This window comes from Variovorax paradoxus NBRC 15149, from assembly GCF_001591365.1.
Classification (GTDB): domain Bacteria; phylum Pseudomonadota; class Gammaproteobacteria; order Burkholderiales; family Burkholderiaceae_C; genus Variovorax; species Variovorax paradoxus.
On sequence record NZ_BCUT01000007.1, the window covers coordinates 244034 to 267160 of the forward strand.

A 23127-nucleotide genomic window follows, 5' to 3' on the forward strand; every position below is an offset into this window, starting at 1 on the left:
AACCGCAGACATGTCCGACCGAGACATCCCCGAAATTCCCGACGTGCGCGATCCGCACGATGCGCCCGCGTACAGGCCGCGGCGCGAGACCTCGACCGGAACCATCGTCGTCATCGTGCTGCTGGCGATCGCCGCCGGATTCCTGGGCTGGCGCTGGTACCAGCAGCAGCAGCAACCGCCGCTGCCGGTCGAACCGCCGGTGGCCGCCGCCCCCAACGACGGGCTTGCGCCCGCACCGCCGCCGCCCTCGCTGCCCGAATCCCCGGAGCCGCAGAACCCGATCGACGCGATCGCGCTGCCCGCTTCGGGGCTGCCCAAGCTCGCCGATTCCGATACGCGCGTGATGAAGGCGCTGGTCGACCTGATGGGCAGCAAGAACGTGGCGGACTTCCTGCAGTTCGAAGGCATCGTGCGCCGCTTCGTGGCCACGGTCGACAACCTCGCGCGCGAGCAGTCGCCCGCGAGCACCTGGCCGGTGCAGCCGACGAAGCAGCGCTTCACCACCCAGGGCAAGGGCGAGGCGCAGACCATCGCACCCGGCAATGCCGCTCGCTACACCCCCATCGTGCAGCTTGCCGAATCGATCAATCCGGCCAAGGCGGCCAAGACCTACGCCCAGCTCTATCCGCTGTTTCAGAAAGCCTATGAGGAGCTCGGCTATCCGGGGCGCTACTTCAATGACCGGCTCATCGCCGTGATCGACCATCTGCTGCAGGCGCCCGAACCCGCCGGCCCGGTGCCGGTTCGCCTTGTCGAGGTGAAAGGCAACGTGTCTTCGCAGCGGCCATGGGTGCGCTACGAATACGCCGATCCGCAGCTCGAGTCGCTCTCGTCAGGCCAGAAGATCATGGTGCGCATGGGGCTGGAGAACGAGCGCAGGATGAAGGCCAGCCTGCGAGGCTTCCGCGAGCAGATTGCCACCGGCGAGATGCTGAAGAAGAAGCAGCAGCGCTGACCCGGTGGCGCGCCGCCGTGTAGGCGCGGGCCGATTGCATGCGGCGCGGATGCCGGGGATGATTCGCGGGATCCCCAGATTTCGAGGACACCCGTATGAACCTGATGAGCGTCGACCTCTACCAGAGTGCCACCGATCCCGAGAAATTCCTGGCGCTTCCCGCGGGCACCGACCCCGCCGAACTCATGGGACCGATGACCTTCGACCGCGATTTCGCGCATGTCAGGTGCTACAAGGAAGGCTTCGAATTCGATCCGTCCCAAAGCTACGCGGGCGTCAACGCCGCGAAGATCGCGGCGGACATCCTCACCGTGAAATGGGCGATGTACCGCCGCGAAGCCTGAGCGGCCTTTTTCAGGCCTCTTCGGTTTCCTTGTAGTCGCCCACGGGCACGCAGCTGCAGAACAGGTTGCGGTCGCCATACACGTTGTCGACGCGGCCGATCGGCGGCCAGTACTTGGCCTGCTTGAGTTCCGCCAGCGGAAACGCGCCGAGTTCGCGCGAATAGGGGTGCGGCCATTCCGCCGCCATCAGGCTGGCCGCGGTGTGCGGCGCATGCTTGAGCGGGTTGTCGTCCTTCGGCCAGACGCCTTCCTCGACGCGGCGGATCTCGCCGCGGATCGCGATCATCGCGTCGATGAAGCGGTCGAGTTCGGCCAGCGGCTCGCTTTCGGTGGGTTCCACCATCAGCGTGCCGGGCACCGGAAAGCTCAGCGTGGGCGCATGGAAGCCGTAGTCGATCAGGCGCTTGGCCACGTCCTCGGCGGTGACACCGCTGCTGTCCTTGAGCGGGCGCAGGTCGAGGATGCACTCATGCGCGACGTGGCCGTTGGGGCTCGCGTACAGCGTGGGGTAGTGGTCCTTGAGGCGCGCGCTGATGTAGTTGGCGCTCAGGATCGCGGTTTCGGTGGCCGCCTGCAGGCCCTTGGCGCCCATCATGCGGCAGTACATCCAGCTGATCGGCAGCACGGCCGCATTGCCCAGCGGCGCAGCGGAAACAGCGCCGACGCCGTTGGATGCCACGCCGGCCGTCGCATGGCCCGGCAGGTAGGGCACGAGGTCTTCGACCACGCACACCGGACCCACGCCCGGCCCGCCGCCGCCATGCGGAATGCAGAAGGTCTTGTGCAGGTTCAGGTGGCTCACGTCGCCGCCGAACTCGCCCGGCGCAGCCACGCCGACCAGCGCATTCATGTTGGCGCCATCGACGTACACGCGGCCGCCGTGCTCGTGCACCAGTTCGCAGAGTTCCTTCACGCGGGTTTCGAACACGCCATGCGTGCTCGGGTAGGTGATCATCACGGCCGCGAGCTTGTCGCTGTGCTTCTCGCAGGCGCGCTTCAGGTCGTCCATGTCGACGTTGCCCTGCGCGTCGCAGGCCGTCACCACCACCTGCAGGCCCACCATCTGTGCGCTCGCGGGGTTGGTGCCGTGCGCCGACGAAGGAATGAGGCAGATGTTGCGGTGCCCCTGGCCGTTGGCCTCATGGAAGGAGCGGATGGCCAGCAGGCCGGCGTATTCGCCCTGCGAGCCCGCGTTGGGCTGCAGGCTGATGCCCGCGTAGCCGGTGGCTTCGCAGAGCCAGGCGCGCAGCTGCGCGTCGAGCTGGGCGTAGCCCACCAGCTGCTCGGCCGGCGCAAAGGGATGGATGTTCGCGAACTCGGGCCAGGTGATCGGGATCATCTCGCTGGTCGCGTTGAGCTTCATGGTGCAGCTGCCGAGCGGGATCATGCTGCGGTCGAGCGCCAGGTCCTTGTCCGACAGCCTGCGGATGTAGCGCAGCATCGCGGTTTCGCTCTTGTGGGTGTTGAACACCGGGTGCGTGAGAAAGGCGCTGGTGCGGCGCAGGTCCTCGGGCAGGCGCGGCGCCGTGTTGGCCAGGTCGTCGAAGCGCGGCATCGGCGTGCCGGCGGGCACGAACAGCGCCCAGAGCGTTTCGATGTCGGCGCGCGTGGTGGTCTCGTCGAGCGAGATGCCCAGGTGCTGCTGCAGCCGCTGGCGCAGGTTGACGCCCGCGGCCTGGGCGCGCTCGATGATCTTGGGCGTGTCGTCGCCGGTGCGGATGGTCAGCGAATCGAAGGCAGTGCCGTTGACCGGCTCGCGGCCCATCTGCGCGAGGCCCTGCGCGAGGATGGCCGTGAGCGCAGCCACGCGCTGCGCAATGCGCGTGAGGCCGTCGGGGCCGTGGTACACGGCGTACATGCTGGCCACCACGGCCGGCAGCACCTGCGCGGTGCAGATGTTGGAGGTGGCCTTCTCGCGGCGGATGTGCTGCTCGCGCGTCTGCAGCGCGAGGCGGTAGGCCGGCTGGCCGTGGGTGTCGACGCTCACGCCCACCAGGCGGCCCGGCAGCGAGCGCTTGAACTCGTCGCGGCAGGCCAGGTAGGCCGCGTGCGGGCCGCCGTTGCACATCGGCATGCCGAAGCGCTGCGTGGTGCCGCAGACGATGTCGGCGTCCCATTCGCCGGGCGGCGCGAGCAGCGTCAGCGCGAGCAGGTCGGCGGCCACGCAGAAGGCGGCGTCGCACTGGTGCGCATGGCCCGCGAGCGGACGCAGGTCGTGCACGTGGCCGGTGGTGGCGGGGTACTGCGCGAGCACGCCGAAGAATTCGCCGCTCACCATCAGGTGCGGCAGCGTCTCGGAGACGGTGCTCACCTTCACCTCGATGCCCAGCGGCGCGGCGCGCGTCCTGATGACCTCGATGGTCTGCGGATGGCAGTCGCCCGACACCAGGAACACGTTGCTCTTGCTCTTGACGCTGCGCTTGGCGAGCGTCATGGCCTCGGCCGCGGCGGTGGCTTCGTCGAGCATCGAGGCATTGGCGATGGCCATGCCCGTGAGGTCGCACACCATGGTCTGGAAGTTGAGCAGCGCTTCCATGCGGCCTTGCGAAATCTCGGCCTGGTAGGGCGTGTAGGCCGTGTACCAGGCGGGGTTCTCGAGCACGTTGCGCAGGATGACGCCCGGCGTGTGCGTGCCGTAGTAGCCCTGGCCGATGAAGCTCTTGAAGACCTTGTTCTTTGCCGCGATCGCCTTCAGCTCGGCCAGCGCGTCGGCCTCCGTGGCCGGCGCCGGCAGCCGCATCGGCTTGGCGCGGCGGATGGCCGCGGGCACGATGCCGTCGATGAGCTCGGCGCGCGTTTCCGAACCGATCACCGGCAGCATGCGCGCCTCGTCCGCCGCATCGATGCCGATGTGGCGGGCGAGAAACTCTTCGGCGTTCTCCAGTTGTTGCAAAGAGGGAAGGGCGGGAATCGGCATGGCGGTGAAGGCTCGGGATGAGGAAAAGGCGGCTTGCGAACTCGGCGGATCAGGACTCGGCAGCGAACTTGTCGTAGCTGGCGGCGTCGAGCAGCGCGTCGAGCTGCGCGGGTTCGCTGAGCTTGACCTTGAAGAACCAGCCGGCGGCCAGCGGGTCGGTGTTGGCGAGCGAGGGATCGGCGCGCAGGGCTTCGTTCACTTCGGTGATCTCGCCCGACACGGGCATGAACACATCGGCCGCGGCCTTGACCGATTCGACGACACCGGCCACCTCGCCCTGGGCAAAGGTCTTGCCGACTTCGGGCAGGTCGACAAAGACCACGTCGCCGAGCGCGTCCTGCGCATGCACGGTGATGCCGACGGTGGCTGCGCTGCCTTCGGCCGAGACCCATTCGTGGTCCTTGGTGTACTTGATGCTCATGGTGGAAAACTCCTCGTGGAAAAAAAGATGATCGGGGGCGCAGCGCCTAGCCGCGGTAGTAGCGCGTCGGCACGAAAGGCAGCGTCGAGACTTCCATCGGCACCGGCTTGCCGCGCACGATGGCCTGCACGCGCGTGCCGGGCTCGGAATACGCGGTGGCCACGTAGCCCATGGCGATCGGTCGGTCGGCCGTCGGGCCGAGCAGGCCGCTCGTGATAAAGCCGATGTCCTTGCCTTCGAAGGACTGCAGCACGGTGCCGTCGCGCACCGGAACGCGTTCCAGCGCCACGAGGCCGACGCGCTTGCGCTTGAGCGTGTCGTGGTCGGTGTGGCCCGCGGCGCCGGCCGTGGCGGCGGCGAGCTGGGCCAGCACCCGGGCCGCGCCCGGAAAGCCGCCTTCGCGCGCGCCGCCGGTGCGGCGCACCTTCTGGATCGCCCAGTTGAGCGAGGCCTCGACCGGCGTGGTGGTGGCGTCGATGTCGTTGCCGTAGAGGCACAGCCCCGCTTCCAGCCGCAGCGAATTGCGCGCGCCCAGGCCAATGGGCTCGACCTCGGGCTGGGCCAGCAGCAGGCGGGCCAGCGCCTCGGCGTTCTGGCCAGCCACCGAGATCTCGAAGCCGTCTTCGCCGGTGTAGCCGCTGCGCGTGGCAAAGGCCGGAATGCCGCCGATCTGCACCGCGCCGCCGGTCATGAACACGAAGCGCTCGATGCCGGGCGACAGCCGCGCCAGCACCGCGGCCGCCTGCGGCCCCTGCAGCGCGAGCAGCGCGTGGTCGGGCATGGGCTGCACATCGCAGCGTGCGCCGATCTTCTGCTGGATGTGGGCGATGTCGGCCACCTTGCAGGCGCCGTTGACGATCACGAAGATCGAGCCGTGGCCTTCGTTGAAGAACATCAGGTCGTCGAGGATGCCGCCCTCGTCGTTCAGCAGCAGGCCGTAGCGCTGCTTGCCGGGCGCAAGGTCGATCACGTCGACCGGCATCAGCGTTTCGAAGGCGGCCGCGGCGTCCGGGCCGACCAGGCGCAGCTGGCCCATGTGCGAGATGTCGAACAGGCCGGCGGCTGCGCGCGTGTGCCTGTGCTCGGCCATGAGGCCGGCGGGGTACTGCACCGGCATCGAATAGCCCGCAAAGGGCACCATGCGGGCGCCAAGCTCCACGTGCAGGCCGTACAGCGGGGTCTTCAGGAGTTGTTCGGCGGAAGAGGAATCGGAGGAAGCGGCCACGGGGCACTCCAAAGGGGCAGACGAATTCCATGGCGCGAGCCATGGGCCACCCCTGCTGTCCGCTTTACCTGAGAGATTCGCCCCACGATCGGGGTTTGCTCCTTCGGTGGGCCGGCGCATCGCGTCGATGCAAGCAACAGCCTCTCTCCAGCAAGGAAGCGCCGGCATGCGCCAACGCTGTGTCAGTCCTTTTGCCTGAGCGTTCGGGAAACCCCTGCGCCTTCGGCGGCCCCGGCTGGCGGGGCTCTCTCCTGACCATGGGAGTGTAGTGGATCGCGGGCGGCCGGTCTGCGGCTCAGTGCACGGTCTCGGCCGGCGGCAGCAGCCGGTCGATGCGCTCGCGCAGCGATTCGGCCCGCTCGGCGCCGGCGGTTTTCTCGACCTCGGTGAGCATCAGCGCGGCGATGGTCAGCATCGCGCCGCGGTCGCGCGCCTCGCGCAGGGCATCGCGCATCTGCAGCGCGAACTTGGGGTCGCGCCGCACGAACATGCGCTCGCAGATGTCGAACAGGAACATGCGCGTGGTGGCCAGCGAGCGCTTGCCGTCGAAGTTGTCGGCCGAGGCGGCGAGTTGGATCGGGTCGGCCGCGGGTACCGGGGCGGGCGGCTGGGCCGCGGCCTGCGCCGCCGCGGCAGCCACCGGCTGCGCGTCCTGCAGGTAGCCCTGGCGCATCAGCGCCTGGATCGCCTGCTCGGCTTCGGTGCGGCTGGCGAACAGCGGGCTGAAATCGGTCAGCGAACGCCGGCCGTCGGCCATCAGCAGCAGGGCGCGCTCGCGCTGGCTCAACGTGCGCTGGCGGCCCTGGAGTTCGTCGCGTGCCTTGTCGGTCTTGGTGGGAAACATGGCGCCACAGCTTTTGGGGATCGAGGGCTGAAGCATCGTTGCAAGCGGTGACATCTTCATGAAACGTTTGCCTTACAGAGCCCGGCAGCGCAAAAAAAAAGCAGCCTGCGAACAGGCTGCCGTTTCTTCCTTGTTTTTCGCGCCGTTTCAGCTACTTGGCATACACCAGGTCGCGCAGCGCCAGCGATATCCACGGCACGTAGGTGATCACCAGCAGGCAGGCCAGGATCACGAGCACGAAGGGCACCAGGTACTTCACGATCCGGTCCAGCGAGATGCGCGCCACGGTGCAGGCCGCGAACAGGTTCACGCCGAAGGGCGGGGTGATCATGCCCAGGGCGAGGTTCACCACCATGATGAGCCCGAAGTGCACCGGGTCGATGCCGAAGTGCACCGCCACCGGCGCAAGAATCGGCGCGAGCACGATGATGGCCGCGCTGGTCTCGATGAACATGCCGATGATGAACAGCGCCGCGTTCACGCCCAGAAGGAACATCGCGGGCGACTTCAGCACTTCCTGCAGCCAGTGGCCGATGGCGTCGGGCACCCCCGCGCGCGTGATCAGGAACGCGAACAGGCCCGCGTTGGCGATGATGAACATGATCACCGCCGACGACAGCACCGACTTGCGCAGGATCACGTACAGGTCCTTGGGCTTGATCTCGCGGTAGATCACCACGCCCACCACCAGCGCATAGAACACCGCCACGGCCGAGGCTTCGGTCGGCGTGAAGATGCCGCCGTAGATGCCGCCCAGGATGATGACGGGCATCAGCAGCGCCCAGCCGGCCTGCCACAGCGCCTTGCCGAAAGGCATGCGGCCGTCGCCGTCGTTCTTGCCCCAGCCCTTCCACTTGCAGAAGGCCCAGACGAACAGCATGAGCGCCAGGCTGATGAGAATGCCGGGGCCGAAGCCCGCGATGAACAACTCGCCGATCGACACCTCGGCGCTCACGCCGTAGAGGATCATCGGGATCGAGGGCGGGATGATCACGCCGAGTTCGGCGCTGGTGGCCTGCAACGCGGCCGCGTAGGCCGTGGGATAGCCGTGCTTGATGAGCGCCGGAATCAGGATCGCGCCAATGGCGAAGGTGGTGGCCACCGACGAGCCCGACACCGCCGCAAAGATCATGCAGGTGAGCACGCAGGTCATCGGCAGGCCGCCCTGCACGCCGCCCACGATGCTCTTGGCAAACTCGACCAGCCGCCGCGAGATGCCGCCGGTTTCCATCAGGTTGCCGGCCAGGATGAAGAACGGAATGGCCGCCAGCGGAAACTTGTTGATCGAATTGAACATCTCCTTGACGGAGATCAGCATGTTGGCATTGGCCACCTGGATGCCCAGGATCGAGGCGAGCCCGATGGACACCGCAACAGAAACCGACAGTGCAAAACACAGCACCATCGTTGCAACCATCACGGGCGTCATTGCGCCGTCTCCAGCTCAAGCCGCTTGGGATCGAGAAAATTCCCGACGATGCCGAACAGGCAGAAAACGGAGCCGACCGGCAGCGCCAGGTACGACCACATCATCGACAGGCTTTCGAGGCCGGCCATCGACTGCACGCGGCCGCGCATCGCGTAGTCCCAGCCCCACCAGAGAATGACCAGCATCAGGATGAGCGCGGCAATGCTCACCACGGCGTCGAGCACGCGCTTGACGCGCGGCGGGCTCCAGCGGTAGAGCACGTCCACGCTCACCATGGCACCCTGGCGAAACGCCATCGGAATGCCCAGGAACACCATCCAGATCAGGCTCACGCGGATCAGGATCTCGCTCCACTCCGCGGGCTGCTCGAGCACGAAGCGCGTCACGATCTGGAACACGCCCAGGGCCGATGCAATGACCAGCATCAGGCAGGCGGCAAGCATCGAGGCGCCGGTGGTCCAGCGCTCGATGCCAAGGAATTTTTCTTTCACTTGTAGTCGCGGATCTTGTCGAGGTTGGCCTTGCCGAAGTCCTTCTCGAACTGCGCATTCACCGGTGCGAGCGCGGCCACGAACTTGGCCTTGTCGACGTTCTCGATCACGGTCATGCCCTTGGCGCGCAGGTCGGCCACGCCCTTGGCGTCGTCCTCGTCCACGCGGGCGCGGTTGGCCTTGGTGCCTTCCTTGGCGGCGTCCAGGAAGGCCTGCTTGTCGGCCGCGCTGAGCTTGTCGAACGCGGCCTTGTTCATCAGGAAGATGCAGGGCGAATAGACGTGGCCCGTGAGCGAAAGATGCTTTTGCACCTGGTCGAACTTGGCGGAGATGATCACCGGCAGCGGGTTCTCCTGGCCGTCGACCGTGCCCTGCTGCAGCGCGGTGAACACTTCGGGGAAGGCCATGGGCGTGGTGATGATGCCGAAGCCCTTGTAGGCGGCGATGTGCACCGGGTTCTCCATGGTGCGCATCTTCAGGCCCTTGAGGTCCTCGGGCGCCTTCACGTCGCGCTTGCTGTTGGTCATGTGGCGGAAGCCGTTCTCGGCCCAGGCCAGCGCCTTGAAGCCCTTGGCGTCGAACTTGGTGAGCAGGTCCTGGCCGATCGGGCCGTCGAGCACGGCGCGCGCATGGGCCTTGTCGCGGAACAGGAAGGGCACGTCGAGGATCTTGGTCTCGGGCACGAAGTTGGGCACCGGGCCGGTCGAGGAGAAAGCCAGCTCCTGCGTGCCCAGCTGCACCGCCTCGATCGATTCGCGCTCGCCGCCGAGCGAGCCGTTGTAGAAGGTCTGGACCTTGTAGCGGCCGCCCGTGCGCTTTTCGACTTCCTTGGCGAAGGTGTCGATGGCCACGCCCTGGTGCGAGTTCTGCGCGGTCGAGATGCTGATCTTCATGGTCGTCTGCGCAAAGGCCGCGCAGGCCATGCCCATGCCCAGAACCAGGCCGGCGGCCAGTCGGGTCAATTTCATTCTTCTGTCTCCTGAGATGGAAAGGGGGTGTCGCAAAGCGTCGGCTCTGCGCGCAACCGATGACTATGCCGCAATAACCAGTTTGACCGCGTCGGGATTTTCACGGACGTAGTCGCGGATCACCGCCTCGAAGCTGGCGTCGGCCGTGAGCCCGAGCTTGCCGGCGCGAACGGTCTCGATGCGCCCGGGCCAGGTCTTCACGATGCGCTGGATGGCCGGATCGGGCGTGCGGTCGAGCAGGGCGGTGGCGGCCTTGCCGGCCACGCGCTCGAGGGCTGCGGCCATGTCGCCCACAGTGGTGGAAAGCGAGGGCAGGTTGAGCGCGGTGCGCGGGCCCCATTCGCCGTCGCTGGCCTCGGCGGCGCGAAGGATGCCTTCGACCGTGCGCGCCGGCGACGCAATCGCCACCGGCGTCCCGTCGGGCACCGGGCAGGCCGCGCGGATGCCCGCGAGCGGCTCGCGGATCATGCCGCTGAAAAAGCCCGAGGCCGCACCGTTGGGCTTGCCGGGGCGCACGCTCACCGTCATGAGCCGCACGCTGCGCCCGCGGATGAAGCCCTTGCGCGTGTAGTCGGCCACCAGCTGCTCGCCGATGAATTTCTGGATGCCGTAGCTGGTCTGCGGCGTCGGCAGCGTGTGGTCCTCGATCACCGGCGGCAGCGGCTGCTCGGGCGAATCGCCGAACACCGCGAGCGAGCTGGCAAACACCAAGAGCGGCCGGGTGCCCACGGCGCGCGCCTTTTCGAGCAGCGCATGGGTGGCGGCGAAGTTGCTGCGCATGCCCAGGTCGAAATCGGCCTCGCATTCGCCGCTGACCGCGGCGGCCAGGTGAAAGATGGCGTCGGCCCCGGTCCAGAGCGAGGCGTCGGGCGAGGCCAGCTGCTCGTTCAGGTCGCCGAGTGCGGTGCCGATGCGCGGGTCGGCCGCGAGGTCGGCCGGCGGCGCGGCGCGGTCGACCAGCGTGATGCGGGAAATGGCGCGTGCCGGCGCACCGGCCAGCGAAAGCTCGCCCTGCCTGAGCAGGGTGCGGGCAAGGCGTGCGCCCAGGAAGCCGGCGCCGCCCGTGATGACGATCTGCATGGTGGTGTTGTCTCCTTCGCCAACGAGCATAGCGCAGCGGAATGCGCGGCTCAGGCGACACTCGCGCCATGAACTTGCGATTCGTCGAAGCCTTCCACTGGGCCGTGGCGCTCAAGAGCGTCACCCGTGCGGCCGAGAAGCTGCACCTCACGCAGTCGGCGCTGTCCAGCCGCATTGCCGCGCTCGAACGCGAACTGGGCGTGCTGCTGCTCGACCGGCGCGACAAGCAGTTCCGCCTCACGGTGGCAGGGCAGCGCTTCCATGCCTTCGCGCAGAAGCTGCTCGAGATGCAGATGCACATCAAGGCCGAGATGGGCTCGGGCGCGGTGCGCGAGGCGGTGCTGCGCGTGGGCGCCATCGAGTCGGTGGTGCACAGCTGGCTCACCGGCTGGCTCAAGCACATGCAGGCCACGCATCCGGACTTCGAACTGGAGCTCACCGTCGAAACCACGCCGGTGCTGGTCGACCAACTGCAGCGCGGCAAGCAGGACCTGGTGTTTGCCGCGCTGCCGGCCACCGGCGACGGCGTACGCACCCGCGCCGTGCCGCCGATGCCGATGTGCTTCGTCGGCCACCGCGAGCTGCACCTGAAGCGGCGCTACCGCCTGCCGGACCTGCTCTCGCTCGACCTCCTGACCTTCCAGCGCGGCTCGCAGCCGCACGTGGCGCTGCTCGAGCTGTTCCGCGAGGCCGGTAGCCCGCCGCCGCGCGTGCATGCGATCTCGTCGATCTCGGCGATGGCGCAGCTGGTGGAGGCGGGCTTCGGCGTGGCCGGGCTGCCGCGCGCGGTGGTCGAGCCGCTGGCGCGGCGCCTGCCGCTGCGCGTGCTGCCTTGCGACGTGACGCTGGAGCCGCTGCCCATCTATGCGAGCTACCGCGACGACCCCTCGTCGCCGCTGCCCGAGGCCGCGCTCGGCTCCGCCGTGGTGCACGCTTCGCACCGCATGGGTTCATCGAAAAAATCGATGGGTTGAGAAAGAAAATTTGCGTTGGCGTTCGTGAGCGCGGATTCCCACAATCCGGCGCATCACACCACAGCGATGCCTCGGGCATCGGAAACGCCAAATGTCGAACCGTCCATCCTTCGCAGAACAGCCCGGCGCCGGCAGCAGCGCGCTGGCCGTGCGCCAGGCCTGCCGCAGCGGCGCGCTGAACGCCCACACCAGCGGGCTCGCAAGCGCCCATGTGCAGGGCAACCTCGTGATCCTGCCGCGGGCGCACGCGGCCGACTTCCTGCGCTTCTGCCAAGCCAACCCCAAGCCCTGCCCCTTGCTCGGCGTCTCGGAAGCCGGCGACCCGGCGCTGCCGGCGCTCGGCGAGGACATCGACATCCGCACCGACCTGCCACGCTACCGCGTGTGGCGTGACGGCGTGCTGGCGGACGAACCCACCGACGTGCGCGCGCTCTGGAGCGACGACCTGGTGAGCTTCGTCATCGGCTGCTCCTTCACCTTCGAGCATGCGCTGATGGCCGAGGGCATTGCGCTGCGCCACGTGGCGCAGGGCCGCAACGTGGCGATGTACCGCACCTCGATGGCCACCGTGCCGGCCGGCGCCTTCCATGGGCCGATGGTGGTTTCGATGCGCCCGCTGCGCGCGGCCGATGCCATCCGCGCCGTGCAGATCACTTCGCGCTTTCCGGCCGTGCACGGCGCGCCGGTGCACATCGGCGACCCGGCGCTGATCGGCATCCGCTCGATCGCCGATCCCGACTACGGCGACGCGGTCGAGGTCATGCCCGGCGAGCTGCCCGTGTTCTGGGCCTGCGGCGTCACGCCCCAGGCCGCGCTGGCCGCCGCCCGGCTGCCGTTCGCCATCACGCACGCGCCGGGCTCGATGCTCGTGACCGACCTGCTGCACCGCCAGCTGGCCGCGTTCTAGACGCGGCGCTTTCGACCCATTCAAAACCCAAGGAGACAAGCACATGAAGACCACCCTCGACGCCACCCAGGCGGGCGACGCCACGCCAGCCGGAGGCAGCTGGCTGCGCACGCTCAACCCGAACGAGAAGCGCACGCTCGCCGCATCCTTCAGCGGCTATGCGGTCGACGCCTTTGACTACTACACGCTGCCGCTGGTCACGCCCATCCTGCTGTCGCTGTGGGGCATGAGCAAGACCGAGGTGGGGCTGATCGGCACCGCCACGCTGGTGGCCTCGGCCATCGGCGGCTGGGTGGCCGGCATCCTGGCCGACATGTACGGGCGGGTGCGCATCCTGCAGCTCACGATCCTGGTCTTTGCCATCTTCACCTTTGCCTGCGGCCTTTCGCGCACGCCGGAAGAGCTGCTGATCGCACGCACGCTGCAGGGCCTGGGCTTCGGCGGCGAATGGGCGGTGGGCTCGGTGCTCATTGCCGAGATGATCCGGCCTGCCTACCGGGGCAAGGCGGTGGGCCTGGTGCAGAGCAGCTGGGCCATCGGATGGGGCGCGGCGGTGCTGGTGTCGATGGCGCTGTTCTCCTTCCTGCCGCCGGAGTATTCATGGCGCGCGATGTTCCTGCTGGGGCTGCTGCCGGCGATCCTGATCGTGTTCATCCGCCGCTCGATCCGCGACCCGGAGATCTACGTGCAGAGCCGCGCCGCCGTGGCGCGCGGCGAGCGCAGCGGCAATTTCCTCGCGATCTTCAAGCCCGGCATGCTGGGCACCACGGTGCTCGCGAGCCTGCTGTTCACCGGCATGCAGGGCGGCTACTACGCGATCGGCGTCTGGCTGCCCACCTTCCTGAAGAACGAACGCCATCTCACGGTGCTGGGCTCGGGCGGCTACCAGTTCATGTTCATCATCGGCGCTTTCATCGGCTACCTGTGCGGTGCCTACCTGTCGGACCGGCTCGGACGGCGCCGCGCCTTCATCCTGTTTGCGGTGGGGGCCGGATCGCTGGTCTATGCCTACACGCTCTTGCCCATCACCGACGGCCTGATGCTGCTGCTGGGCTTTCCGCTCGGCTTCTTCATGTCGGGCATCTTCAGCGGCGCGGGCGCCTTCCTGGCCGAGCTTTTTCCCAATGAGCTGCGCGGCTCCGGGCAGGGCTTTTGCTACAACTTCGGGCGCGGCATCGGCGCCACCTTTCCGGCGCTGGTCGGCGTGCTGAGCGACCGCATGCACCTTTCGCTGGGCACGGCCATCGGCGTGTGCGCCGCGGTGGCCTACGCCATGGTGGTGATCGTGGCGCTCTGCCTGCCCGAGACGCGCGGGCGCGACCTGCGGCAGAACTGATCCGGACCTCTTTCTCCTTTTTCGCGAAGACTTCATGACCACGCATTCCCTTCTCCCGTCCCGCTGGCAGTTCTGGATCGACCGCGGCGGCACCTTCACCGACCTGGTCGGCCGCGATCCCGAGGGCGGCCTGCACACGCTCAAGCTGCTGTCGGAGAACCCCGAGCAGTACAAGGACGCCGCCGTCGAAGGCATCCGCCGCCTGCTGAAGCTCGCGCCCGGCGAGGCCGTGACCCCCGAGCGCGTCGAGTGCGTGAAGATGGGCACCACGGTGGCCACCAACGCGCTGCTGGAGCGCAAGGGCGAGCCGACGGTGCTGGTCGCCACGGCCGGCTTTCGCGATGCGCTGCGCATCGCCACGCAGGCGCGGCCGCGGCTCTTCGACCGCCGCATCGTGCTGCCCGAGCTGCTCTACCAGCGCGTGATCGAGGCCGGCGAGCGCATGGATGCGCAGGGCGGCGTCGTGCAGCCCCTCGATGAAGACGCCTTGCGCGCCGCGCTGCAGGAAGCCTTCGATGCCGGCCTGCGCGCCTGCGCCATCGTCTTCATGCACGGCTGGCGCTACGCCGCGCACGAACTCGCGGCCGAGCGCATCGCGCGCGCCATCGGCTTCACGCAGGTGTCGGTGTCGCACAAGACCAGCCCGCTCATGAAGCTGGTGCCGCGCGGCGACACCACGGTGGTCGACGCCTACCTGAGCCCGATCCTGCGGCGCTACGTGGAGCAGGTGTCGCGCCAGATGCCGGGCGTGCCGCTGTTCTTCATGCAGAGCTCGGGCGGGCTCACGCAGGCCGACCGCTTCCAGGGCAAGGACGCGATCCTTTCGGGCCCGGCCGGCGGCATCGTCGGCATGGTGCGCACCGCGCTCGATGCTGGCCACGCGCGCGTGATCGGCTTCGACATGGGCGGCACTTCCACCGACGTGTCGCACTACGCCGGCGAGTTCGAGCGCTCCTTCGAAACCCAGGTGGCGGGCGTGCGCATGCGCGCGCCGATGATGAGCATCCACACCGTGGCTGCGGGCGGCGGCTCGGTCATCGCCTTCGACGGCGCGCGGCTGCGCGTGGGACCGGAGTCGGCCGGCGCCAATCCGGGGCCGGCCAGCTACCGGCGCGGCGGTCCGCTCACCACCACCGATGCGAACGTCCTGCTCGGCAAGATCCAGCCCTCGCATTTTCCGCATGTCTTCGGACCGAACGCCGATGAAGCGCTCGACCTCACGGCCGCGCGGCGCGGCTTCGAAGCCATGGCGCGCCGCATGGCGGAAGCCACGGGCCGCACCCTGGGCGCCGAAGAAGTGGCGAGCGGTGCGCTGCGCATCGCGGTGGCCAGCATGGCCAACGCCATCAAGCGCATCTCGGTGGCGCGCGGCTACGACGTCACGCAGTACACGCTGCAGTGCTTCGGCGGCGCGGGCGGCCAGCACGCTTGCCTGGTGGCCGATGCGCTGGGCATGCGCAGCGTCTACCTGCATCCGCTGGCGGGCGTGCTCTCGGCCTTCGGCATGGGGCTGGCCGACCAGCTCGCGATGCGCGAGCTGGCGCTGGAGCGTCGGCTCGATGGGCAGGGGCTGGCCGCGGCGCGCGATGCCGCAGGCTCGCTTGCGGCGCAGGCCAAAGGAGAACTGCGCGAGCAGGGCGTGGCCGATGCGGCCATTGCCACGGTGCACCGCGTGCAGCTGCGCTACGAAGGCACCGACACTGCGCTGGCCTGCGCGCTGCCGATGGCGGGTTCGGCCGACGACGCGATCGCCGCGATGCGGGGCGAGTTCGAAGCCGGCTACCGCCGCCGCTTCGCCTTCCTGATGGCCGAGCGGGCGCTCGTGATCGAGGCCGTGACGGTCGAAGCGGTGGGCACTGGCGAGCGCGCAGCGCCCGCAGCCGCACAGGCCGATGCGGCCAGTCATGCACCCGAACCGCTCGCGGCCGTGCGCATGTACTGCGAGGCTGACGAAAAAGCCGCAGGCTGGCGCGATGCCGCGCTGTTCGACGAAGCGGCGCTCAAGCCCGGCGCTTCCATCGACGGCCCCGCCATCCTCGCGGGCCGCAACGCCACCACGGTGATCGAGCCCGGCTGGCAGGCGCGCGCCACCACGGCCGGCATCCAGCTGCACCGCGTGCGCCCGCGCGTCGCCACGCAGGCCCTGGGCACCAGCGCCGATCCGGTGATGCTCGAGGTGTTCAACAACCTCTTCATGAACATCGCCGAGCAGATGGGCCTGCGGCTGCAGAACACCGCCTATTCGGTCAACATCAAGGAGCGGCTCGACTTCTCCTGCGCGCTGTTCGACGTCGAGGGCAACCTGATCGCCAACGCGCCGCACATGCCGGTGCACCTGGGCTCGATGAGCGAGTCGATCAAGACCGTGATCGACGGCAACCCCGGCATGAAGCCCGGCGACGTCTTCGTGCTGAACGACCCCTACCACGGCGGCACGCACCTGCCCGACATCACGGTGGTCACGCCGGTGTACCTGGAGTCGGGCGACGCACGGCCGTCGTTCTACGTGGCTTCGCGCGGCCACCATGCCGACGTGGGCGGCATCACGCCGGGCTCGATGCCGCCGTTCTCGGCCACCATCGGCGACGAGGGCGTGCTGATCGACAACTTCAAGCTGGTGGAGGGCGGGCGCCTCTGCGAAGCCGAGCTGCGCGCGCTGCTCGGAAGCGGCGCCCATCCGTCGCGCAACATCGAGCAGAACCTGGCCGACCTGCGCGCGCAGATCGCCGCCAACGAGAAGGGCGTGCAGGAGCTGCAGGCCATGGTCGCGCAGTTCGGCCGCGAGACCGTGGCGGCCTACATGGGCCACGTGCAGGACAACGCCGAGGAGTCGGTGCGCCGCGTCATCACGGCGCTCCAGAACGGCGAGTTCACGCTGCCGCTGGACAACGGCGCGCAGATCCGCGTGCGGGTCACGGTCGATGCCGTCGCGCGCTCGGCCACGGTCGACTTCACGGGCACCAGCGCGCAGCTGGCCAACAACTTCAATGCACCGCGCGCGATCACCATGGCGGCCGTGCTGTACGTGTTCCGCACGCTGGTGGACGACGACATTCCGCTCAACGCGGGCTGCCTCAAGCCCATCGAGGTGATCGTGCCGGGCGGCTGCATGCTCAACCCGCTCCCGCCGGCCGCGGTGGTGGCGGGCAACGTCGAAACCTCGAGCTGCGTGACCAACGCGCTCTATGGCGCACTCGGCGTGATGGCCGCGAGCCAGTGCACGATGAACAACTTCACCTTCGGCGACGGCGAGCACCAGTACTACGAAACCATCTCGGGCGGTTCGGGCGCGGGCCCGGGCTTCGACGGCACGAGCGTGGTGCAGACCCACATGACCAACTCGCGCCTCACGGACCCCGAGGTGCTGGAGTTCCGCTACCCGGTGCGCCTTGAGAGCTACCGCCTGCGCACCGGTTCAGGGGGAGCCGGGCGCTGGCGCGGCGGCGACGGCGGCGTGCGGCGCGTGCGCTTCCTGGCGCCGATGACGGCCTCGATCCTCAGCAATGGCCGGCTCCACGGCGCGTTCGGCGGTGCCGGTGGCGAGGCCGGTGCGGTGGGCATCAACCGTGTCGAGCGGGCCGATGGGACGGTCGAGACGTTGGAACACATCGGGCAGGTGCAGATGGCGCCGGGGGACGTGTTCGTGATCGAGACGCCTGGTGGGGGCGGGTGGGGCGAAAGCGGCTCTTGAACTGTGCTGTGCATTCTGTCGGCGGGGGTGCGCTCCCGCCGGCGGGGTACCTTGCTCCGCGAATGTCCTCCGCCCTGCGGGCTCCCCCTTGATTTCGCTGCGCAAGGCACCCCATCGACGGGAGCGTGATCAGAGCAGTCGTTGATCAGCGGTACACCAGCAGCGTGCCCAAGTGCACAGGGCATCGGGTGCTCCCCGCAGCGAAATAAAGGAGGAGGCCGAAGGCCGGGGGACATTCGCGGAGGGGAGTACCCGGTGGCCTGTGCATGCGCCCTGAACAACAGCGCCCCGAACAACAGCGCCAAAAACGAGAGAGAGCTACATCCCCACGTAGTTAGGCCCGCCGCCCCCTTCAGGCGTGACCCACACGATGTTCTGCGTCGGGTCCTTGATGTCGCAGGTCTTGCAGTGCACGCAGTTCTGCGCGTTGATCTGCAGGCGCTCCTTGCCGGCGTTGGCCTCGTCGGGCACGAACTCGTACACGCCGGCCGGGCAGTAGCGGCTTTCGGGGCCCGCGAACTTCGACAGATTGATGTTCACCGGCACCGACGCATCCTTGAGCGTCAGGTGTGCAGGCTGCTGCTCCTCGTGGTTGGTGTTGCTGATGAACACGCTCGAGAGGCGGTCGAAGGTCAGCTTGCCGTCCGGCTTCGGATAGGCGATGGGCTTGCACTCCGCCGCCGGCTTGAGGTACAGGTGGTCCGGCTTGTTGCGGCGCAGGGTCCATGGAATGTGGCCCTTGAGCAGCCACTGCTCGATGCCGTTCATGAAGGTGGCAATGCCCAGCCCCTTCTTGAACCAGGCCTTGAAGTTGCGTGACTTGTTCAGCTCCGCGTGGAGCCAGCTCTTCTCGAACGCCGCCGGGTAGGCCGTGAGCTCGTCGTGCTGGCGGCCGGCCTGCACCGCGACGAAGGCCGCTTCGGCGGCCAGCATGCCGGTCTTGATGGCGGCGTGGCTGCCCTTGATGCGGCTCACGTTCAGGTAGCCGGCCTCGCAGCCGACCAGCGCGCCGCCCGGGAACACCGTCTTGGGCAGCGACGTCAGGCCGCCGGCCGTGATGGCGCGCGCGCCGTAGCCGATGCGCTTGGCCGGCTTGATGCCCTGGGCCTCGTCGCCCTCGAGGTACCAGCGGATGTTGGGGTGCAGCTTCCAGCGCTGCATTTCCTCGAACGGGCTCAGGTAGGGGTTGCTGTAGTCCAGGCCCGTGATGAAGCCCATGGAGATCTTGTTGTCTTCCATGTGATAGAGGAAGGCGCCGCCGTAGGTGTCGCTCTTCATCGGCCAGCCGGCGGTGTGCAGCACGAAGCCGGGCTGGTGGCGCTTGGGGTCGACTTCCCACACTTCCTTCACGCCCAGGCCGTAGGTCTGCGGGTCCTTGCCCTCGTCGAGCTTGAATCTGGCGATCAGCTGGCGGCCCAGGTGGCCGCGCGCGCCTTCGGCAAACACCGTGTACTTGCCCAGGAGCTCCATGCCGAGCTGGAAGTTCTCGGTGGGTTCGCCGTCCTTGCCCACGCCCATGTTGCCGGTGGCCACGCCGCGCACCGAGCCGTTCTCGTTGTAGAGCACTTCGGCCGCCGGGAAGCCCGGAAAGATCTCCACGCCCAGGTTCTCGGCCTGCTGCGCCAGCCACTTGGTGAAGGCGCCCAGGCTGATGATGTAGTTGCCGTGGTTCTGGAAGCAGGCCGGAAGGAACAGGTTGGGCGTGCGCAGGCCCGATTTTTCGCCGAGGAACACCATGGCGTCGTCGGTCACGGGCTGGTTCAGCGGGGCGCCCAGCTCCTTCCAGTCGGGCAGCAGCTCGTTGAGCGCGCGCGGGTCCATGATGGCGCCCGAGAGAATGTGCGCGCCGGGCTCGGAGCCCTTCTCGAGCACCACCACCGAGATTTCCTTGTCGTGCTGGGCCGCCAGCTGCTTGAGCCGGATGGCGGTCGAGAGGCCGGCCGGGCCGCCGCCGACGACCACCACGTCATATTCCATGGATTCGCGGGGGCCGAACTGGGCGAGGATTTCGTCGTGGGTCATGTGGGGTCTCGTCGATAATGATTTGAGGCTCGGACGCTTCGAGGGCGCGAAACATTTTATGTGGAGTGCCGGGCGTCGCCTCGGCGACTCGGCAACCGCTCAACAGGACCCCCTTCCCATGGCTTACAGCATCGATCTTTCGGGCCGCGTGGCCTTCATCACCGGCGCTTCCAGCGGGCTGGGCGCGCAGTTTGCCAAGACGCTGGCGCGTGCCGGCGCCGCGGTGGTGCTCGCGAGCCGCCGGCTCGAGAAACTGAAGGAGCTGCGCGCCCGCATCGAGGGCGAGGGCGGCGACGCGCATGCGGTCGAGCTCGACGTGACCGACATCGGCAGCATCAAGGCCGCGGTGGCGCGCGCCGAAACCGAGGTCGGCCCCATCGACATCCTGGTCAACAACTCGGGCGTGAGCACCACCCAGCGCCTTTCGGACGTCACGCCGGACGACTACGACTACATCTTCGACACCAACGTGAAGGGCTCCTTCTTCGTCGCACAGGAGGTGGGCAAGCGCATGCTGGCGCGCGCCGACGGTTCGGCGCCGGGCACCTACATCGGCGGGCGCATCATCAACATCGCCTCGGTGGCGGCGCTCAAGGTGCTGCCGCAGATCGGCACCTACTGCATGAGCAAGGCCGCGGTCGTGCAGATGACCAAAGCCATGGCGCTCGAATGGGGCCGCTTCGGCATCAACGTGAACGCGCTGTGCCCGGGCTACATCGCGACCGAGCTCAACGAGGACCACTGGGCCTCCGAAGGCGGCGCCAAGCTCGTGAGCATGCTGCCGCGCAAGCGCGTGGGCAAGCCCGAAGACCTGGACGGCCTGATCGTGCTGCTGGCCAGCGGCCAGAGCCATTTCGTGAACGGCGCGGTCATTGCGGCCGACGACGGGTTCGCGCTCTGATCCCCTCCATCAAAGCCACCGATGAGAATCGAAATCCCCGAGAAGAAAAAGTTCGTGTTCGAGATGTCCATCCCCATCCGCTGGGGCGACATGGACGCCATGGGGCACCTGAACAACGGCACCTATTTCCGCTACCTCGAAACCGCGCGCATCGACTGGATCCGCTCGCTCGGCATCGACCCCGCGCCGGGCGGCGAGGGCATGGTGATCGTCAACGCCTTCTGCAATTTCTACCGGCAGATCGAGTACCCCGGCGACGTGCTGCTCAAGATGTACGTGAGCGACCCGGCGCGCACCACCTTCGAGAGCTGGGCCACCATGGCGCGGGCCGAGGCGCCCGAGGTGATCTGCGCGGCCGGCGGGGCGACCACGATCTGGGTCGATTTTCCGAAGCAGAAGGCGCTGCCCTTGCCCGACTGGCTGCGCGCGGTGGTGAGCGAATAGGGCGCGCAGCTACGCCGGCCGCAGCACGATGCGCGCCTCGAAGCCATGGGCCGCACCCGGCGGCGGTGATGCCAGCTCGAGCCTGGCGCCGAGCTTCTCGACGATGGTGCCCACGATCGACAGCCCCAGGCCGTAGCCTGCCCGATCGGAGCTGTGGCGCACGTGGCGCTGCTGCAGCGTGGCGAGCTGTTCGGCGCTGACGCCCGCGCCGAAGTCGCGCACCGCGAGCGTGCAGGGCGCCATCACCTCGATCACCACGCGGCCGTTGCCGCCGTAGCGCAGCGCGTTTTCCACCAGGTTGCGCAGCGCGATCGCCAGCGCATCGACGTCGCCCGAGGCAATGGGCGCGGCGTCGTCGGGCACCTTGAGCGCGAGCCGCTCGCTGATCTGCGGGTCGTTCCAGAAGTCCTGCGCCACGGCGCCGGCCAGCTGCACCAGGTCGACCGGCGCGCGCGCGAGCGATGCGGCCGATTCCGCGCGCGAGAGCTGCAGCAGCTTCTCGGCGCGGTGGCTGAGCAGCTGCAGCGCATCGAGCGCCGCCTGCACGTCGTTGCGCCGCAGGTCGTGCTCGAGCGCGGTCTGCAGCCGCAGCCGCGCCGCGGCCAGCGGGGTTCTGAGCTCGTGCGCCGCGTTGGCGGCCAGCGCGCGTTCGACGTCGAGCGAATGCGACAGCCGCTCCAGCAGGCTGTTGACGTGGTCGCCGACCGAGCGCAGCTCGCGCGGCAGGCCGGGCAGCGTGATGGGGCGCAGGTCGGAGCCGCTGCGCTTCTCGATCTCGCCCGCGAGCTGCTGCAGCACGCGCAGCTCGTTGCGCGCCACCTTGCGCAGCACCAGCGCCAGCAGCGGCAGCACGGCACCGAGCGGAATGATCAGCCCGAACAGCGTGCGGTTCAGCGCCGAGCGCCGCTCGTCGAGCGGATCGGCCACCTGGAAGTAAAGGCCCAGCGTGGGATGCCGCACCGTATAGATGCGCCAGGTCTGGTTGTTGGCGAAGCCGGGAGCCAGCGGAACGTCGAAGGCGCCGTCGGGCGCCTCGGCCGAGCGCAGCAGCACGTGCTCGTGGATGTCCACCACCTGGTACATCACGGCGTCCTCGGAGAACAGCTGCTTGGGCGCGATCACCGGCGTGTCCGGCGTGGTGCCTGAATGCTGCATCTTGCCGAATTCCTGCAGCGCCATGTCGAACATGCGGTGCGAGACCTCGACCAGTTCGTTGTCGAAGTTGTGGTTGATCTCGCGGTCCACATACCAGACCACGGCCAGCACGCACAGCATCCACACGCCGCCGACCCAGAGGATCAGGGTGCGCGTCAGGCGGCCGGCCAGCGTGTCGCGGTCGTCCTTCGGGAGTGCCGCGTTCATTCGTCGTCGCCCGACGAGGTCGACAGCCGGTAGCCGAGGCCGCGCAGTGTCTGGATGTGGTTCTTGCCCAGCTTGCGCCGCAGGCGGCTGATGAACACTTCGAGCGTGTTGCTGTCGGCCTCGTCGCCGAAGCCGTAGAGCGCGTCGGCCAGGTTCTCGCGGGTGTGGATGCGCTCGGGCCGCGTGGCCATCACGCGCAGCAGGGCCCATTCCTTCTGCGTAAGGACGACCGGGTTGCCGTCCTTGCGGACCCGATCGTGCGCCAGGTCGATCTCCAGCGTGCCCAGGTGCAGCACCGGCGAGCTGCCGGCGCTGCGCCGCCGCTCCACGGCGCGCAGCCGCGCCAGCAGCTCGGCCGGGTCGTAGGGCTTGATGAGGTAGTCGTCGGCGCCGGCGTCGAGCCCGCGGATGCGGTCGGTGACCTGGTCGCGCGCCGTCAGCACGATGACGATCGGCGGCTCGCGCAGCGCGCGCACCTGGGGCAGCAGCGACAGGCCGTCGCCGTCGCCCAGGTGCAGGTCGAGTAGCACGGCGGCGTACTGCACCGAAAGCAGGGCGCCGCGCGCATCGGCGAGGCTGGGCGCCACGTCGACCACGAAAGCCTTTGCAACCAGGTAGCTGCAGACGGCGTCTGCCAACGCACTGTCATCTTCGACGAGCAATATGCGCACGCGATGGGGTCTTTCCAGAAAAAAACGCAGTCTAGCGCCGACCGTGCGGCCGGACCGCGGCCGTCAGTTCCCGTTCAGGGCCGCTTCAGGCTCGGTTCAGGCCAGGCACGTAGGCTAGAGGGGTTTCAGGCTTGCCGGCTTCTCT

General features: G+C 68.3%; 19 protein-coding genes and 2 riboswitches. Of the genes, 8 read left to right on the forward strand and 11 right to left on the reverse strand.

Annotation, left to right across the window (positions count from 1 at the left end; translation table 11 throughout):
* The first annotated feature begins 10 nt into the window (after positions 1-10).
* Positions 11-955 (forward strand): DUF3014 domain-containing protein, encoded by a 945-nt coding sequence (locus tag VPA02S_RS26765; protein ID WP_081247636.1) that lies wholly within the window; start codon positions 11-13, stop codon positions 953-955.
* Positions 956-1050: 95 nt separating this feature from the next.
* Complete coding sequence (locus tag VPA02S_RS26770; protein ID WP_012748400.1) at positions 1051-1299, forward strand: hypothetical protein; 249 nt, start codon at positions 1051-1053, stop codon at positions 1297-1299.
* A 10-nt stretch (positions 1300-1309) separates the two neighbouring features.
* Here VPA02S_RS26770 and gcvP read toward each other — a convergent pair whose 3' ends face one another.
* From gcvP to denD, 8 genes are all read right to left on the reverse strand, one after another.
* Complete coding sequence (gene gcvP / locus VPA02S_RS26775) at positions 1310-4216, reverse strand: aminomethyl-transferring glycine dehydrogenase (protein WP_062366686.1); 2907 nt, start codon at positions 4214-4216, stop codon at positions 1310-1312.
* 49 nt (positions 4217-4265) lie between these two features.
* A complete protein-coding gene (gene gcvH / locus VPA02S_RS26780; RefSeq protein WP_012748398.1) occupies positions 4266-4637 on the reverse strand; it encodes a glycine cleavage system protein GcvH in 372 nt (123 codons plus the stop codon).
* A gap of 46 nt (positions 4638-4683) precedes the next feature.
* On the reverse strand, positions 4684-5862 hold the full coding sequence (gcvT, locus tag VPA02S_RS26785; protein ID WP_062366687.1) for a glycine cleavage system aminomethyltransferase GcvT: 1179 nt from the start codon (positions 5860-5862) through the stop codon (positions 4684-4686).
* 45 nt (positions 5863-5907) lie between these two features.
* Positions 5908-6023: riboswitch (glycine riboswitch) on the reverse strand.
* Positions 6024-6035: 12 nt separating this feature from the next.
* A riboswitch (glycine riboswitch) is annotated at positions 6036-6126 on the reverse strand.
* A gap of 31 nt (positions 6127-6157) precedes the next feature.
* Positions 6158-6706 (reverse strand): hypothetical protein, encoded by a 549-nt coding sequence (locus VPA02S_RS26790; RefSeq protein WP_230537859.1) that lies wholly within the window; start codon positions 6704-6706, stop codon positions 6158-6160.
* Between the two features lie 151 nt (positions 6707-6857).
* Complete coding sequence (locus tag VPA02S_RS26795) at positions 6858-8135, reverse strand: TRAP transporter large permease (protein WP_012748395.1); 1278 nt, start codon at positions 8133-8135, stop codon at positions 6858-6860.
* Positions 8132-8626 (reverse strand): TRAP transporter small permease, encoded by a 495-nt coding sequence (locus VPA02S_RS26800; protein WP_012748394.1) that lies wholly within the window; start codon positions 8624-8626, stop codon positions 8132-8134. Before VPA02S_RS26800 ends, VPA02S_RS26795 begins: the two co-directional genes overlap by 4 nt.
* A complete protein-coding gene (locus VPA02S_RS26805; protein ID WP_062366689.1) occupies positions 8623-9594 on the reverse strand; it encodes a TRAP transporter substrate-binding protein in 972 nt (323 codons plus the stop codon). Before VPA02S_RS26805 ends, VPA02S_RS26800 begins: the two co-directional genes overlap by 4 nt.
* Positions 9595-9657: 63 nt before the next feature.
* Entirely contained in the window at positions 9658-10674 is a 1017-nt protein-coding gene (denD, locus tag VPA02S_RS26810) for a D-erythronate dehydrogenase (protein ID WP_062366849.1), read from the reverse strand.
* A 68-nt stretch (positions 10675-10742) separates the two neighbouring features.
* Here denD and VPA02S_RS26815 point away from each other — a divergent pair, with 68 nt between their 5' ends.
* The 4 genes from VPA02S_RS26815 (at position 10743) to VPA02S_RS26830 (ending at position 17582) form a co-directional block, all read left to right on the forward strand.
* Positions 10743-11648: a LysR family transcriptional regulator gene (locus VPA02S_RS26815; RefSeq protein WP_062366691.1), complete on the forward strand. Its 906-nt coding sequence runs from the start codon at positions 10743-10745 to the stop codon at positions 11646-11648.
* Between the two features lie 91 nt (positions 11649-11739).
* The gene (locus VPA02S_RS26820; RefSeq protein ID WP_062366693.1) at positions 11740-12555 is read left to right on the forward strand and encodes a putative hydro-lyase; all 816 of its coding nucleotides are present in this window, start codon (positions 11740-11742) and stop codon (positions 12553-12555) included.
* Between the two features lie 43 nt (positions 12556-12598).
* The gene (locus VPA02S_RS26825; RefSeq protein WP_018905607.1) at positions 12599-13891 is read left to right on the forward strand and encodes an MFS transporter; all 1293 of its coding nucleotides are present in this window, start codon (positions 12599-12601) and stop codon (positions 13889-13891) included.
* Positions 13892-13925: 34 nt separating this feature from the next.
* Entirely contained in the window at positions 13926-17582 is a 3657-nt protein-coding gene (locus tag VPA02S_RS26830) for a hydantoinase B/oxoprolinase family protein (protein ID WP_062366695.1), read from the forward strand.
* A gap of 318 nt (positions 17583-17900) precedes the next feature.
* Here VPA02S_RS26830 and VPA02S_RS26835 read toward each other — a convergent pair whose 3' ends face one another.
* On the reverse strand, positions 17901-19604 hold the full coding sequence (locus VPA02S_RS26835; RefSeq protein WP_062366697.1) for an electron transfer flavoprotein-ubiquinone oxidoreductase: 1704 nt from the start codon (positions 19602-19604) through the stop codon (positions 17901-17903).
* 118 nt (positions 19605-19722) lie between these two features.
* Here VPA02S_RS26835 and VPA02S_RS26840 point away from each other — a divergent pair, with 118 nt between their 5' ends.
* Both VPA02S_RS26840 and VPA02S_RS26845 read left to right on the forward strand, forming a co-directional pair.
* Positions 19723-20505, forward strand: a complete 783-nt coding sequence (locus VPA02S_RS26840; protein ID WP_012748386.1) for an SDR family oxidoreductase — start codon at positions 19723-19725, stop codon at positions 20503-20505.
* Between the two features lie 21 nt (positions 20506-20526).
* Entirely contained in the window at positions 20527-20949 is a 423-nt protein-coding gene (locus VPA02S_RS26845) for an acyl-CoA thioesterase (protein ID WP_062366699.1), read from the forward strand.
* 9 nt (positions 20950-20958) lie between these two features.
* Here the strand turns inward: VPA02S_RS26845 and VPA02S_RS26850 are convergent, their stop codons facing one another.
* Together VPA02S_RS26850 and VPA02S_RS26855 are read right to left on the reverse strand one after the other, a co-directional pair.
* Positions 20959-22311 carry a sensor histidine kinase gene (locus tag VPA02S_RS26850; RefSeq protein WP_062366700.1) on the reverse strand — a complete coding sequence of 451 codons (1353 nt, stop codon included), beginning with the start codon at positions 22309-22311 and terminating at the stop codon, positions 20959-20961.
* A complete protein-coding gene (locus tag VPA02S_RS26855) occupies positions 22308-22982 on the reverse strand; it encodes a winged helix-turn-helix domain-containing protein (protein WP_062366702.1) in 675 nt (224 codons plus the stop codon). The genes VPA02S_RS26850 and VPA02S_RS26855 overlap by 4 nt, the downstream gene beginning before the upstream one ends.
* Between the last annotated feature and the right edge of the window lie 145 nt (positions 22983-23127).